Consider the following 14739-nt stretch of genomic DNA (forward strand, 5'->3'; position numbering starts at 1 on the left):
ATCCCAGGGGTAGTATCCTGTTAGTACCTATGCAGGCCACAGGTACTACTGGAGCTCCTGATTTAAGAGCAATCATAGCTACTCCCGCCTGGGCTTTCAGGTCTTCCCCCTTTAAGTTTCTCATCCCTTCGGGGAATATACCCAGGACTTTTTCCTCCTCTAAAACCAAAAGGGCCTTTTTTATGGCATTTCTATCCGCAATACCTCTTCTAACGGGAAATGCATTAAGTTTTTTTACAAAATACCCCAGTAAAGGATAATCAAATAATTCGGCTTTGGCCATAAAATTAATCGGACGTTTTACTGCGGCGGCCACCACGATAGCATCCCAGTAACTAACATGGTTGGCGGCCAGTATTAAAGGACCTTTTTCCGCTATATTGTGTAATCCTTCTGATTTCAAACCAAACAGGAAAAATAGAACCTGAGCGATAAGCCTAAGAAATGAATATAGCATCCTAGTCCTCCCGGATAACGGATAGAATCCTCTCTACAACCTGTTCAATTGTCATATTACTGGTATCTATCACAATAGAATCCGGCAATACTTTGAGAGCTCCCATGTCCCGCCGCGCATCATCTTCGTCACGTTTTGCAATCTCATTTTTTATTGATTCGAGCTGTTCTTCGTATCCTTGAGAATTCATTTCTTTCAAACGGCGGCGGGCTCTTTCCTCAATACTTGCTGTTAAAAATAACTTGTAATTAGCATCTGGTAATACACACTCTCCGATATCCCTTCCATCCATGACCACTGAATGATTACGGGCCATTTCCCTCTGCCGTTTTACCATCAATTCTCTAATAGATGGATAGGACGCCAGCTTGGAAACAAACGAACTAACCCGAGGTGAACGTATTTCCTCGCTTACATCAAAGCTATCACAGAAAACCTTTTGTTGAGGAGAATCATCTTTTTGGAAATAGATATTAGTATTTTCGGCGAGCTCATAGAGGGCTTTTTCGTCATTAAGATTTGTCCCCGTTTGCAGTGCTTTCCAGGTAAGACTCCGATACATAGCTCCAGTATCAATATATATATATGACATTAATTGTGACAAGGTCTTAGCTACAGTGCTTTTACCCGCACCGGCCGGTCCGTCAATAGCAATCTTCATCATCAAACCACCCAAAAATCTTCCTCTATATTCTAGCATAAGCCCCGGCGCAGTGGAAGTAAATTTGCATGAATAAGTGTTTCCTTGGCTTCGCCTACTCACCTTCGCCGGGTGTTGCATCCATGCTTCGCCAACGCTCGCTTTGTATATTTATGCAACCCTTATGCAACAAAAAGGGATTTTTGCAGGGGAATCATGTTTAGATATTTTAGGAACTTATAGTATTCAGCAAATCCCAAAAGCGGGGAAAAGAAATGTTTACCACCTCTGAATCCTCTATCATACTTTCTCCCTTGGCCGCCAATCCTGCAACTGCCAGGCTCATGGCTATTCGATGATCTCCTTGGCTGGACACCCGGGCCCCCTGTAGAGAATCCGGTTTACCCTTGATTACGAAACCATCTGGCTGTTCCCTGATGTCCGCACCCATTTTGGCCAGTTCAGTAGAAATTGCGGCAATACGGTCCGTTTCCTTAACCCTTAACTCCGCAGCTCCCCTGACAGTGGACTCTCCCTCAGCCAGGGCCATGGCTACCGCCAGGATAGGAATTTCATCAATAAGACGAGGTATAACGGCACCATCGATGTCAATCGCCTGCAGTCGAGAATATGAAACAATAAGATCGGCAACGGGTTCTCCGCTGATAGTCCGCTCATTTTCCAGCTTGATCCGGGCTCCCATCTTGTTTAGTATCTCAATTATTCCTGCCCGGCTAGGGTTTACCCCCACATTACGGATGAGTAACTCGGAGCCTGGTATTATGCTAGCAGCCACCATGAAAAAAGCCGCTGATGAAATATCTCCGGGAACCAGGAACTCCGCAGCTTGGAGCTCTTTACCCGGTTTTATCTTTATTTCCTGGCCATTTATAGCAATGTCTGCTCCCATGGCTGTAAGCATCCGCTCACTATGATCCCGTGACTTTTGTGGTTCGCTAAGTAGGGTTTCCGAATCAGCTTTCAAAGCTGCCAGCATTAGGGCCGACTTCACTTGAGCACTGGCCACAGGAAGCTGATAGCTCAGGCCGGAAAGTCTACTCCCTCTAATTACCAGCGGAGGATAATTGCCGTTTTGCCGTGCTTGTATATTAGCTCCCATGACGCCCAGAGGTTCTATAATCCGTTTCATCGGTCGCTGGTTCAAAGATTCATCTCCATTAAGAATCGTGAGAAAGGGCTGTGCAGATAATAAGCCAGCCATTAGTCGCATGGTAGTGCCGGAATTTCCACAATCCAGCACCATATGCGGCTCGCTAAAGCCGCTTAAGCCACGCCCATAAACCTGCATCTCGGAATCCCTGGTTGCAATCTTTATCCCTAATTGCCGAAGGCAGGAACAGGATGAAAGGGTATCACTGGCCGGCAAGAAGTTTTTAATAACACTCTTCCCCTGGGCCAGGGCAGAAAAAATCACCGCCCGGTGAGATATGGACTTGTCCGCATCAACCACAATTTCTCCCTTTAATGGCATCGAAACGCTATTTATCCTGCGCATTTCATCCTCCCAATGCAAAGTTAATTCCGCTGCAAAAAGTAATAATTATGCATTTGCTTGCATAAATATTCCGCTCGCAGTCTACGCATAGGCAACACCTACGGCTTGTCTCGCGGCTCAAGGGGTACCGCGCTAATCTCCCGTCCATGGGAGGTAGCGCTCTCGCGACCTCCTGTCGCTCGCCCCCTTTCGCCTGTTCGCCTTCGCCGGGGGTTGCATCCATGCTTCGCCAACGCTCGCTTTGTATATTTATGCAACCCTTATGCAACAAAAAGGGGTTTTTGCAATAGAACCAAAGTTAATTAGTTACAAAAGTGAGGAGTATCCCACTGCTTCACCTTGTCCAGGCTTTAATTCCCTGCCTTTGCAGAGCCATTACTGCCTTTTCGGCGTCTTCCAGCCGGGGAACCCCCAGGCGGATGGTACCTCCATCACCTTCTCTAACCCTCAGTATTTCAATGTCTACAATATTTATCCCCTCATGACCCAGAATCTGGCCCAGGGTTCCGATGATACCGGGCTGGTCAGGTACAATACAGATGATATCGCAAAAATCCGGGATCAGCCCCCGTCGAACACGGGGTATTTTATCCCTTATAGCCTTGGCCTCATGTAATAGTCCAAGTATATTATCATGGTCGCCACCCGCCAGTGCCTCTTTGATTACGTCCAAAGAAGAAATAAGCTGGTCAAGTTGAGGAACTATTTGTTCCCGGTTGGAAAAAAGAATATCCTCCCACAACTCCGGGTTGGAAGAAGCTATACGAGTTGTGTCCCTGAATCCCCCGGCTGCCATCATTAGATTTTCAGCTTTACCCTCGGTCAAAGCCACCAGGGCTACAGCCGTAAGGTGAGGAATGTGACTTACCGTAGCCACCAGTTGGTCATGCAAGGTGGCTTCCATAAATCGGATTCTGGCTCCGGTGCTTTGCAGCAATTCCACCATGAAATCTAGTACAGGAGCCGGGACGCCCGGTAGAGGGGTTAGAGCATAAACGGCATTTTCAAACAAATAGCGATCAGCCCCTTGCAGCCCCCTGGTTTCCGCACCAGCCATAGGATGACCCCCTATAGCCCAGATTCCTTCCGGTAAATCCGCCAGCAATCGGCAGACCTCCTCCTTGGTACTGCCTACATCACTAACAATGCTTCCCGGCTTAAGATGGGGTCTTATTCTATTAATTATTTCCGGATAAAATCTCAAAGGGGTACATAAGAAAACAAGCCGGGCCTGCCTGGCTCCCTCTTCCAGGGAAACGGCCTGATCAATAACTCCCATTTCCAGCGCCTTATCCAGGCTGGCGGTATCCCGATCAGACCCCAATATTCGGTGAACCAAAGGCGAGTCCTTGAGAGCTAATCCTAAAGAACCTCCGATAAGGCCTACACCTACTATTAAAACATCAGCTTGCATCATAGATATCCCCTGCCTTGATGAATGTTATCCCCGGCTTGATGCTATAGTTCTGATTTTACTTACCATCGTCTCGAAACGCTCCGGTGTTAGCGATTGCGGTCCATCGGAAAGGGCTTCACTGGGATTCTGGTGAACTTCAACCATTATGGCATCACATCCTGCCGCCACTGCCGCCATAGCCATCGGTTCCACCAGTTTCCATTTGCCGGTCCCGTGGCTGGGATCAACCATAACCGGTAGATGGGTTAGCTGCTTGATAAGCGGTACGGCACTAAGGTCAAGGGTATTACGCGTGTAGTTTTCAAAGGTTCGAATTCCCCGCTCACACATAATCACCTGATTATTGCCGCTGGAAATAATGTATTCGGCTGCCATTATCCATTCTTCAATAGTAGCGGAAGATCCCCTTTTCAATAAGATCGGTTTATTAACCTTGCCTAGTTCACGCAGCAAAAAAAAGTTCTGCATATTCCTGGCACCCACTTGCAGGATGTCGGCATAAGCGGACACCATCTCAATCAAACGGGTATCCATTATCTCCGTAACCACCGGCAAGCCTGTAAGAGCGCGGGCCTCCGCCAGTATCTCCAAACCTTCCTTTTCCAGACCCTGGAAGGAATAGGGTGAAGTCCGGGGTTTAAATGCTCCTCCCCGGAGCATAGTGGCTCCCGCTTCTTTCACTAATCTAGCTATTTCCAGGAATTTTTCCCGGCTTTCCACCGCACAGGGACCAGCTATAATCTGTACTTGTCCACTGCCGATTTCAGTATTTCCCACCTTTATTATACTCTGTTCCGCTTGAAATTCCCGCGAAGCCATCTTGAAAGGTTGCATTATGGGTACCACTTTTTCCACCCCGGGCATGGTCTCGAACAGTTCCATAAGTGCTGGAGTTTTATCCCCAATGGCACCGATTATGGTTCTTTCCACCCCCTGGGATAGATGAACCTTAAACCCTTTGTCCTGCAGTCTCTCTTTTACCACTTGAAGCTGTTCCGGCGGCGCATTTCTTTCCATTACAATAATCATTTAAGATTCCTCCTTCTGCGGGCGAAGGGTGAGAAAGCAAAAAAGCCATCAGCGAAGAAGATCACCAATGACAAGATTACCCATTGCTAATATTTCCCACCATCCTACCATACTACCATTTTATTGTTCAGCCTACCGTACTACATATCAAGAATACCACGCCGACAGTTCCAAGGCAATAAGAAATTTTTCTTATACTGCGGTTAAAAAGCAGAGTTAATCAATAAAAACAATTAGCAAGAAAAGCGAGGGGTAAGGGGTAAAGGGTTATATACCAGGTGCAATCTTACTATTCAAGAACAGTTGGATTCACTTTCCATCGGTGCTTTTACCCTCTAGTCATGGGGGTCAGCAGTATTTAGCAAATGGATTGGTAAATATAGCAGGTATCCGTTTTAGGTAGCAATGATATTGGCTGGGGTTGTCCCTTAATATATGACTCTATCAATTCATAAGCTTTATCAAATTTTTCGTAGAACATTACAATCAGGTCTCCTGCTAATGCATTGTTAATAGCAGCCTGTAAAGCATCTGTTTCCGATAGAACAATCTCCATGTTCCCACTATCAGCCCCGCCACTAACAGCTCCATTATATAAAATGCCAGCCACCTCACCAGCTGATCTTCCCCTAAGATCCCCATCCTCCTTAATATAAAGTTTGGAAAATGCTTGCCCGGAAATTTGGCCTATATCAAAAATTGTTCTATCAAGCCGATCCCCAGGAACACCTATGATACCGACCAGTCTTGCAGCATTCATATTATTAATAAATTGCATCACCGATTTATAAGCACTGTAGTTATGTCCATAATCAAGTAGTATGCGGAAACTCCCCATATCAAAAAGATTGAACCTGCCCTCATTAGCAATTGGATCAGGGGTAAAAGACATTAACCCTAACCTGATTACATTTTTTGCAAGACCGAAAGCAGAAAGACTGGCCACCGCCGCCAATGAATTTTCAATATTGCAAATAGCTTTTCCTTTATAAGTTATAGGTATTTCATTAATGCTCACGATTTCATCTCTAATTTTGTTTTGATATATGACAATAAGGCCCTCTTCAACCACTACTGCCGTACTGTTCTGCTTGATGTGACGTTCAAGCAATATATTATCCCTATGCAAGGAAAATAGCACTTTATTACAGCTGGCTTTGCGGATAATATGATCCGTCATCCCGTCATCTGCGTTTAAAACCGCATAACCATCTGGTTTTATTGCCTCAACGACTAAAGATTTAACAAAAGCCATATCCTCCAAAGTATCAATACCGTCCATTCCCAAATGATCCTCACTAATATTTGTAATGACTCCAACATCGGCCAGATCATATCCTAAACCTCTTCGAATAATTCCGCCTCTGGCCGTTTCCAATACTGCAACCTCAACATCCCTATTGTAAAGTATGGATTGCGCACTAAGCGGTCCGGTATTATCACCTTCCGCGATACATTCTTTTCCTATATAGGTTCCACTAGAGCAGGTCATGCCAACCTCTTGGCCAGCAAATGATAAAACATGCCGAATCAGCCTGGCAACGGTAGTCTTACCATTGGTACCTGTTATTGATATTACGGGAATCGAAGACATGGTTCCTGCGGGATACATTTGATCAAGAATATCGGCTGCTACATTTCTGCCCTCACCTTTGCTTGGATATAGATGCATTCTGAGACCTGGCGCGGCGTTTACTTCAATTATTGCTCCATTCTGCAGTGTTAATGGCTCAGAGATATTTTCCGTAACCATATCAATCCCGGCTACTTTCAGTCCTATTACTTTAGCTGCCTTAATGGCCAATTCCTTATTTATAGGATGAATATCCCGGGTACAATCACGGGCACTCCCCCCTGTACTTAGGTTTCCATTTTCCCTGAGATAGACTGGTTCTTCGGCTTTAAGAACGGCGTTTTCGTCTAATCCAGACCGGGCCAGGAACTCTTTGGCTACTGAATCTAAAAAAATTCTGCTTAACGGTTTCTCATGACCTATCCCCCTGTTGGGATTTTTATTTTCCTCTGCCACCAATTCAGAAATAGAATGAAGTCCATCGCCTATTACATATGGAGCTGTCCGTTCTGCCACCGCTGCGACCCTATTACCCACAACTAAAATGCGATAATCTTTCCCCCGGATATATTTCTCAACTATAATACGTTTAGCAAAGGAATTTGCCAGGCGATAAGCCTTCCGCAACATGTTTTCATCTTTGATGTTACTGGTAACTCCTTTTCCCTGGTTGGCATCCCAGGGCTTTACCACGATGGGATAGCCTATTTGTCCCGCCAAAACCACAGCCCCATCCTCTGAATCTACAATTCCCCCGCAAGGCACTGGAATATTATTTTCTTTTAATAAATCCTTAACCATTTGCTTATTCTTTGCCAAATCGACTGCAATACTACTTGTGTTACCAGGTAGGGAGGCCTCAATAAAACGCATATATTTGCCATAGCCAAGCTGCAATAAACTGTCCCTGCCCAGCCGTCTAACCGGTATATGACGCCGCCTCGCTTCATCATAAATAGCTTGAGTACTGGGGCCCAGCTTGGAATCAAATGAAATTTGCTGCAAGCGCTTTAATACTTTATCAATAGCAATAGCTTCGTTCCGAGCCAAAGCTAATACTATTTCCGCGGCGACATTGCCTACCTCCAAGGCACAACTCTCATCTATATACTCATATAAAATACAGTATCTGTCAGGCTCCTTTATCAGGCGGGTTTTGCCGAAATAGACATCATAGCCCAGGATGCATTGCAGCTCAAGAGCCAGGTGCTCAGTAACATGAGATACCAGGGTGCCCTCCTTAAGTCTCTGCACAAATCCACCTTCATAACCGGGTGAACAGTGGTGGCTGCCTAAACCAGGGAAACAGCTTAATAATCTATCATTAAAATTGGCAATCTCATTGGTGGTGATTTCAGCCCAATCACCTAATTTCACTATCATCTTAACAACAGGTTTATGGCTGTATATATTCCTACCGCTATAATTGCGCATATTAACCACTTCCATTGGTTTATATCCCCCTATGATAACAATTATTAATTAATGGTTATTAATTCCCGTCTTTTAAAATCAAAACCATAACCTTTAGATAAAACATGAAGACTGGCATTGGTTATGGTTAAAATTTCATCTGGCTCGAGTTCGGAAACATTGGTGCTTTTTATAGATCTGCCGTCAATAACTGTTACTGCGTTATTCCCGAGAACCTCGAAATATTCTTCCGGATAAACTCTGATGGCCGTATCTTCATCGATACCGATACCTAAAATTCCAGGATTCTCAGCTATGCCGCATAACAATCGGCCCAGCCTTCCCCGTTGATCAAAATGTTGATCGATGATTACCCCTTCCAATAGTCTCAAACCGGGGGCCATCTTCAATGTGCATTTCCTGGCCGCATCATTACTGTTGCCTTCAACAATCATGGTGCTGCACATAACCGAAGCACCTGCGCTGGTTCCAATTACAGGCGTTCCATGATTAAATGAACGCAACAACGCTTCATATACTTTGGTACCTCCAAGAATGCTGGTTATTCTAAGTTGGTCCCCACCAGTAAAAAAGAATCCGCTTACATCTCTAATTCTTCTTACATTATCATCCAGATTAGCTTCTTCCCGGGAATTAATGCTTATAATGTCGGTCTCCCTAACCCCCAATCGCAAAAAAACATTCCGATACTCTTCCCCAAGCTCTTCAGGATGTTGAGTTGCTGTAGTTATGATGCCCACCCTGGCATCCTCTCCACCTATTATTCTTACAACTTCTTCTAAAATACGGCTTTCACCATATTTATCTTCGGCACCACCAATAATTACCAGTTCTCCTTTTTTATAATGACCCAATTCAAAATCCCCCCTAATGCTATGCTATTAATATATCTAGTTTTCGTATTTACCCTTTTTAACAGCCTTCTGATCCTCAACAACTACCTGTCCCCGGGCTAGTAAACGGTAGATACTAAGGTCACTTTCCCTTAAAATGAGAATATCCGCATCACTGCCCGGCAAAAGACACCCCTTTTGGGGATAGATTTTCAATACCCGGGCCGGATTCAAGGTGACCGTCTTGATAACCATTGATAACTGCAGGTTATTTTCCAATACGCACGCCCTGATATCATTTAATAATTGACCTATATTATTGATCCCGCCTTCATTGGGAGCACTGCCATTTCCATCTGATGATACTGTAACTTTTTCCAGGTTAATCCCCTGGGCAGCTAAAATCGCGAGAGCTTTAGCTACACTATAGCCTTTTGTCTCTCCGGCAGTTAAATCAATTTGTCCACCCCTTTTTAAAAGCTCTATACCCTGGTCAAAGAGTGTGGCATTTCTATTAATATGAGTAGGAACAAACATACTAATAGGAAAATCAGATTCATCTACCAATCGAAATAGAGATTGCAACCCTTCTTCGCCATCTCCTACATGCAGATGCAAAACACCTGCCTTGGCACCTAACATACCTCCTGCATTCGCTTCAGAGGCCAAAGTCCGTAAGTCTTGCAGAGAAGGATGGTTGGATCTATAATCCGCAATGGCAATTTCTCCAACCCCAATAACCTTGTCAAGTAAGGCGATATCAGTAAGCACGCGTCCGGTTAAAGTCTCAGTAGGACTACCATAACTTCCGGTATAAATATATGTGGTAATGCCCTCGGCCTCTAATCCCCGAGCTTTTGCTAAAAGTCCGGCAATACTTCTGGTAATGCTGTCAAAACCTAAAACTCCAACTACTGTAGTTACCCCGGCTTCAACTATCTTACTAAACATAATTTCCGGTATTCGGCTAATGGGACCTTGCTCCCCTCCCCCGCCGGTAATATGAACATGCTGATCGATAATACCCGGACAAACCAAGCAATCTTGGCAATCTATTACTTCTACATCCCATAGATCGGCGGGTAATATCTTATCTTTTATGTCACATATTTTGTTATAAGCAAGCAATATATCTTTAATGCCCATGTCATCCGGGGCAAAACAATGCCCATTTTTTAAGAGTTTAAACACATTTCCTCCTGATACGCTCTTTTCCATTTAATTTTGCCCAGCACGCGCGATATGATTCCCCGGATTATTTGCCGCAATTTACAGACTTTTCATTTAAGCTTCAAAAGAAATTGTAGTGCAGTTTCAACACAGCACTGCAATGGGATTGGGAATTATAACCAGGTGCCTGTTTTGTTAATAGGAACCCGTCCGCTTAAAAAAGCGTGTACATATTTCACTTCTCTCGGACTGCCTGTATATTTTGCTTGAGGGAGCAAAAACTATAGGGAGTTAAAGAAATTGGAGTGATGATAATGGCAGCAAAATTAGAATTTCCAGATAATACGAATCCCTACTGGATTGCATCTACCGAAGAAACTAATTATCCCATGCTAAACGAAGATATAAATGTCGATGTAGCTATTATCGGCGGTGGAATAGTAGGCATCAGCAGTGCCTATCTTTTGAACCAGGCCGGTTTAAAGACGGCTGTGATTGAGGCAGATAGAATCCTTAACGGCACCACCGGACACACCACAGCCAAGATAACTTCCCAGCATGGAATTATCTATTCAAATATTAAGCAACAAATGGGTGAGGATTCAGCCCGGCAGTACGCAGAGGCCAATCAAAGTGCTATTCAGCATATCGCCGAAACCATAAGCATGAATGGAATTAATTGTGATTTTAAATGGTGTCCTGCTTTTGTATATACATGTTCTGATGAGTACATCAGCAAGCTGGAGGAAGAAACCCAGGCGGCTTTAAGTCTGGGAATCAAAGCCAGTTATCTCGACAATGTTCCTTTACCCTTTGCCGTAAAAGCTGCTATGCGTTTTGATGAGCAAGCCCAATTTCATCCCCTCAAATATCTAAAAGCCCTTGCCCAAAAATTCACTAGTGAAGGCGGACTTATTTACGAGAACACTGAAGCTGTAGATATTGATCATAACGATAGACCTGTGGTCGTGACCCGAAAGGGAAATAAAATCACTGCAGAAAAGGTAATTATTGCTTCTCACTTTCCGTTTTTTGATGGAGGGGGTCTGTTCTTTACGAAAATCTATCCGGAAAAGTCATATATTGTTGCCGCCCAAATTGAGGAACAATTTCCGGAAGGGATGTTTATAAGCGCCGAGGGTCCGGGACGATCGCTTCGTTCTCAACCTTTTAAAAATGGAGAAATCGTCCTTTTTGCTGGTGAACACCACAAAACAGGGCATGGTGAAGATACTAATGTCCATTATCAGAACCTGTTCAATTTTGCTCAGGAAAACTTTAATGTGCAGAATGTACTCTATAGGTGGTCTACCCAGGATTATATGACCATTGACGGTGTCCCCTATGTTGGGCAGCTAACCCCTCAAAACCCCAACCTTTATGTTGCCACAGGGTTTGGAAAGTGGGGTATGTCCAATGGTACAGCAGCGTCTATGATTTTAAAGGACTTGATAAGCGAAGGAGATAACCCTTGGGCCAGAGTTTATAGCCCCTCCAGGTTTTTCCTCAAGCTTTCCAGTGTTAAAAGCTTCATCATTCAAAATGCCACTGTGGCCAAAGATCTTGTAGCTGGAAAACTGGAAGGTTTGCCGGGGTGCAGTGAACTAGATAAAGGCGAAGCACAAACTACTAATTTTGAAGGCGATCGCGTGGGGATTTATAGGGATGAAAACGATAAGCTGCACATGGTTGATACTACTTGTACCCATTTAGGATGTGAGCTGCTTTGGAATAATGCTGAAAAGACCTGGGATTGCCCCTGTCATGGCTCAAGATTCACATATAAAGGTGAGATTGTGGAAGGTCCTGCCATATACCAACTCCATCAGGCCAACGAAGAGGCTAATATTGTGGAAGCCAAGATTTTCAAGTAGCTTGAGAAAGGCCTCGTTTTAGATATAAAGATTTAAGAAAATTCATGTTCCTTATTTTTCCCTCTACTACGATTAAAAAGCAGGGTTAAGAAAGCCAGTCCGGAAAACAAGATTGCGGAGATATAGGCATAGCTAAGATTCATATCCAGCAAGTATCCCCCCAGGGAAGGGCCGACAACCCGGCCCAGGCTGTCATAACCTTGTAGAACACCCATGGCCGTTCCCTGTGAACCCGTGGTTCTCTTGGAGGTGGCGGCAGAAATGGAAGGACGGATCAAACCGGTTCCCGCGGAAAATATTCCCATATAGATAATCAATTCCAGCAGGCTTTTGGCTTGCAGAAAAAGAGCAAAACTCGAAGCCATAAGAATAATACCGGCCCCGCTGGTCTTTTCTTCCCCCCATTTATTTATAGACCTTCCTACCACGAATCCCTGAACCAGTACCGAAGCCAGTCCTGCACAGCTAAATATCAACCCCATACTGGTGGGCCCAAAACCCAGCTTGCCTTCCGCAAATAAAGCAAAGGTACCCATATTGGTGGCTTCCGCCATGCTAGCCAGGAACATGGCGGTAAATAAGAAAGCCAGGGGTTTTTTTAAACCCTTCAGGAGGGGGGCGCGGTCAATTTTTTGCGCTTCAGAAACCCGGTCTTCCATAGGTAAAGACTCTTTAACCAAAAAGAGTATGCAAAAGCAGATCAAAAGCGACAAAGAACCCGCCACCACAAAAGGAGCAGCCAGCGATATATGGGCCAGACCGCTCCCTATAGCCGGGCCAAATATCATGCCCATCCCCATGGAAGCCCCTACCATCCCCATACTGGCCCCTCTTTTTTCCGGGCTGCTGGTATCCCCCATCACCGCCATAGCCGTAGGTACAGTGGCACAGGATAAAGCTCCCCCGGCGATCCGGGCCACGAAAAGAACCCATAAGGAATTAGCCAGGGCAAAAATATAAAAGGTAAGAGTAAAACCAAACATCCCCACTAATAACACCGGTTTTCGTCCTACCCGGTCGGAATAGCTTCCCCAGAAGGGTGCAAAAATGAACTGGCACAGGGCATAAACGGTCATCAACAAACCCAATTGAAAGGCACTGGCTCCCATAGATTCAGCGTAGTATGGCAATATGGGCATAATAATGCTGAATCCTATACCCACCATAAAGATGGAAAAAAAGAGGGTAGCCGAACTTCGGTTGAATATGCGTTCTTCAGTCAAAAATATATCCTTCTTTCGATGAGCATGATATCAGACAATTAAGCCAAATATATAATACTATACTACCATTCAACCAGGAACGCTATACTAGGGGCCACTATAAACAAGCATACTAGACAACATTTTATTGTTATTCCGTTAATTAAATTCCAGTAATGTGCAGCCAAGTCTGGAAGCTGGCCTGTTCTTTGTTGAATTCGGCAATTTTGATCCAGGCATCGAGAAAAACGTCGGCAACGCATTCCTCTATGTCTTCTTTGCTGTGTGATGCTGACAGAATGCTGTGCGCAAGGTAGTAAACCGGCTTGCTATATTTGCTTATCATGTATTCATAAGCACCGGAATCCTTGTTTTTTATTCCTCGAACCAGCTCCAACTGTGAATATTCCAAATTACCACCCCCTTTTATCTATTACTACGCATGAAAGAGGGAGTATCTCTTAAACAATTATATATTTCATTAGCCTTGTCGTATTAAAAAGCGATATACTTGAGGAAGGAAACATAAGTTGATTTTTATCAATATTTGTCGTCTATCAGCAACATGAAAGGAGGAGGATCATGCTCGGGAAAACTGTTCAGGAAATCAATGTCGGTGATACAGCCTCGTTCAATAAAAGTGTGACAGAATATGATGTATATTCCTTCGCCGGAATCACCGGTGACTTCAATCCGGCCCATATAAACGCAGTATATGCGAGTGAGACTTCTTTCGGTAGGATAATTGCCCATGGTATATTATCAATCGGCTTTATATCTAATGTACTGGGGACTCAACTCCCCGGGCCAGGTAGTATCTATATTCACCAGGAATGTGATTTTAAGAAACCGGTTTTCATCGGTGATACAATAACCGCAACCGTTAAGGTAACCAAAAAGGACGAAGCTAAGAACCGGGTATGGCTTCATACCTATTGCACCAATCAAAGGGATGAGATTGTAGTCGATGGCGAAGCGATCATGATGCCAACTAGAAAGAAGCCTGCCTAACTACATATGATTCTAAAGGCAGTTTCTGCGAGTTATGGTTTAACGGTATGGAAACATAATAGGGGGGCAAAAGAAATGCTAGGTAAAACGATCGATGAAATCAATGTTGGTGATTCAGCGGACTTTACTAAAACTGTAACTGGATATGATGTCTATTCGTTCGCAGGCGTTACTGGCGACTTTAATCCGGCTCACATCGACAGTGAATTTGCCAGTGAAACCTCTTTCGGCAAAACAATTGCCCATGGTATATTATCGATCGGGTTTATTTCCAATGTACTGGGGACTCAACTCCCCGGGCCAGGCAGCATTACCGTTGGTTTGGAGTGCGATTTTAAGAAGCCGGTTTATATCGGTGATACAATAACCGCTACCGTTGAGGTTACCAAAAAAGATGAAGCCAGAAACCGGGTCTGGCTGCGCACTTATTGTACCAACCAGCGGGGTGAAATCGTGGTCGATGGCGAGGCCAAAATGATGCCGGTTACCAAGAAGTTTTAATAACTTGAGCCATCATAGTGACACCACTAATATCCACTTTGTCTCGGAATTTAGAGTACCAGGGATATGACGAATTTTCCTC

At 44.4% G+C, this 14739-nt stretch carries 13 protein-coding genes; 3 read left to right on the forward strand and 10 right to left on the reverse strand.

Features of this window, described 5'->3' with window-relative positions; all coding sequences use genetic code 11:
• From PHP87_RS07600 to iadA, 8 genes are all read right to left on the reverse strand, one after another.
• Positions 1–457: 1-acyl-sn-glycerol-3-phosphate acyltransferase (locus tag PHP87_RS07600; protein WP_299920097.1), on the reverse strand; the 457-nt coding region annotated here is incomplete at its 3' end.
• A gap of 1 nt (position 458) precedes the next feature.
• A complete protein-coding gene (cmk, locus tag PHP87_RS07605) occupies positions 459–1118 on the reverse strand; it encodes a (d)CMP kinase (RefSeq protein ID WP_299920099.1) in 660 nt (219 codons plus the stop codon).
• A 208-nt stretch (positions 1119–1326) separates the two neighbouring features.
• Positions 1327–2613, reverse strand: a complete 1287-nt coding sequence (gene aroA, locus PHP87_RS07610; RefSeq protein ID WP_299920100.1) for a 3-phosphoshikimate 1-carboxyvinyltransferase — start codon at positions 2611–2613, stop codon at positions 1327–1329.
• A gap of 334 nt (positions 2614–2947) precedes the next feature.
• Positions 2948–4030 carry a prephenate dehydrogenase gene (locus PHP87_RS07615; protein ID WP_299920102.1) on the reverse strand — a complete coding sequence of 361 codons (1083 nt, stop codon included), beginning with the start codon at positions 4028–4030 and terminating at the stop codon, positions 2948–2950.
• A gap of 24 nt (positions 4031–4054) precedes the next feature.
• Positions 4055–5059, reverse strand: coding sequence for a 3-deoxy-7-phosphoheptulonate synthase (gene aroF, locus PHP87_RS07620; RefSeq protein WP_299920104.1), 1005 nt, complete (start codon positions 5057–5059; stop codon positions 4055–4057).
• Positions 5060–5417: 358 nt separating this feature from the next.
• Positions 5418–8081 carry a cyanophycin synthetase gene (gene cphA / locus PHP87_RS07625; RefSeq protein ID WP_299920106.1) on the reverse strand — a complete coding sequence of 888 codons (2664 nt, stop codon included), beginning with the start codon at positions 8079–8081 and terminating at the stop codon, positions 5418–5420.
• Positions 8082–8110: 29 nt separating this feature from the next.
• Entirely contained in the window at positions 8111–8920 is an 810-nt protein-coding gene (locus PHP87_RS07630; RefSeq protein ID WP_299920108.1) for a cyanophycinase, read from the reverse strand.
• Positions 8921–8956: 36 nt separating this feature from the next.
• Positions 8957–10090 carry a beta-aspartyl-peptidase gene (gene iadA, locus PHP87_RS07635; protein WP_299920110.1) on the reverse strand — a complete coding sequence of 378 codons (1134 nt, stop codon included), beginning with the start codon at positions 10088–10090 and terminating at the stop codon, positions 8957–8959.
• A 287-nt stretch (positions 10091–10377) separates the two neighbouring features.
• Here iadA and PHP87_RS07640 point away from each other — a divergent pair, with 287 nt between their 5' ends.
• A complete protein-coding gene (locus tag PHP87_RS07640) occupies positions 10378–11943 on the forward strand; it encodes an FAD-dependent oxidoreductase (protein WP_299920116.1) in 1566 nt (521 codons plus the stop codon).
• A 32-nt stretch (positions 11944–11975) separates the two neighbouring features.
• Here the strand turns inward: PHP87_RS07640 and PHP87_RS07645 are convergent, their stop codons facing one another.
• Positions 11976–13166: an MFS transporter gene (locus PHP87_RS07645; RefSeq protein WP_299920111.1), complete on the reverse strand. Its 1191-nt coding sequence runs from the start codon at positions 13164–13166 to the stop codon at positions 11976–11978.
• A gap of 142 nt (positions 13167–13308) precedes the next feature.
• Positions 13309–13557: a sigma factor gene (locus tag PHP87_RS07650; RefSeq protein WP_299920113.1), complete on the reverse strand. Its 249-nt coding sequence runs from the start codon at positions 13555–13557 to the stop codon at positions 13309–13311.
• A gap of 170 nt (positions 13558–13727) precedes the next feature.
• Here PHP87_RS07650 and PHP87_RS07655 point away from each other — a divergent pair, with 170 nt between their 5' ends.
• Together PHP87_RS07655 and PHP87_RS07660 are read left to right on the forward strand one after the other, a co-directional pair.
• Positions 13728–14156 carry a MaoC family dehydratase gene (locus tag PHP87_RS07655; protein ID WP_061213319.1) on the forward strand — a complete coding sequence of 143 codons (429 nt, stop codon included), beginning with the start codon at positions 13728–13730 and terminating at the stop codon, positions 14154–14156.
• A 75-nt stretch (positions 14157–14231) separates the two neighbouring features.
• Positions 14232–14657: a MaoC family dehydratase gene (locus PHP87_RS07660; protein WP_299920115.1), complete on the forward strand. Its 426-nt coding sequence runs from the start codon at positions 14232–14234 to the stop codon at positions 14655–14657.
• The last annotated feature ends 82 nt before the right edge of the window (positions 14658–14739 follow it).

Origin of the sequence: Syntrophomonas sp. (assembly GCF_028707975.1) — a bacterium.
Lineage (GTDB): Bacteria > Bacillota > Syntrophomonadia > Syntrophomonadales > Syntrophomonadaceae > Syntrophomonas.

Excerpts from the sequence above, each read along its gene's own strand:
- aroA (WP_299920100.1), bottom strand. The coding sequence starts at position 2,613 with ATGCGCAGGATAAATAGCGTTTCGATGCCATTAAAGGGAGAAATTGTG.
- cmk (WP_299920099.1), bottom strand. The coding sequence starts at position 1,118 with ATGAAGATTGCTATTGACGGACCGGCCGGTGCGGGTAAAAGCACTGTA.
- cphA (WP_299920106.1), bottom strand. The coding sequence starts at position 8,081 with ATGGAAGTGGTTAATATGCGCAATTATAGCGGTAGGAATATATACAGC.
- PHP87_RS07660 (WP_299920115.1), top strand. The coding sequence starts at position 14,232 with ATGCTAGGTAAAACGATCGATGAAATCAATGTTGGTGATTCAGCGGAC.
- PHP87_RS07615 (WP_299920102.1), bottom strand. The coding sequence starts at position 4,030 with ATGATGCAAGCTGATGTTTTAATAGTAGGTGTAGGCCTTATCGGAGGT.
- aroF (WP_299920104.1), bottom strand. The coding sequence starts at position 5,059 with ATGATTATTGTAATGGAAAGAAATGCGCCGCCGGAACAGCTTCAAGTG.
- PHP87_RS07640 (WP_299920116.1), top strand. The coding sequence starts at position 10,378 with ATGATAATGGCAGCAAAATTAGAATTTCCAGATAATACGAATCCCTAC.
- PHP87_RS07655 (WP_061213319.1), top strand. The coding sequence starts at position 13,728 with ATGCTCGGGAAAACTGTTCAGGAAATCAATGTCGGTGATACAGCCTCG.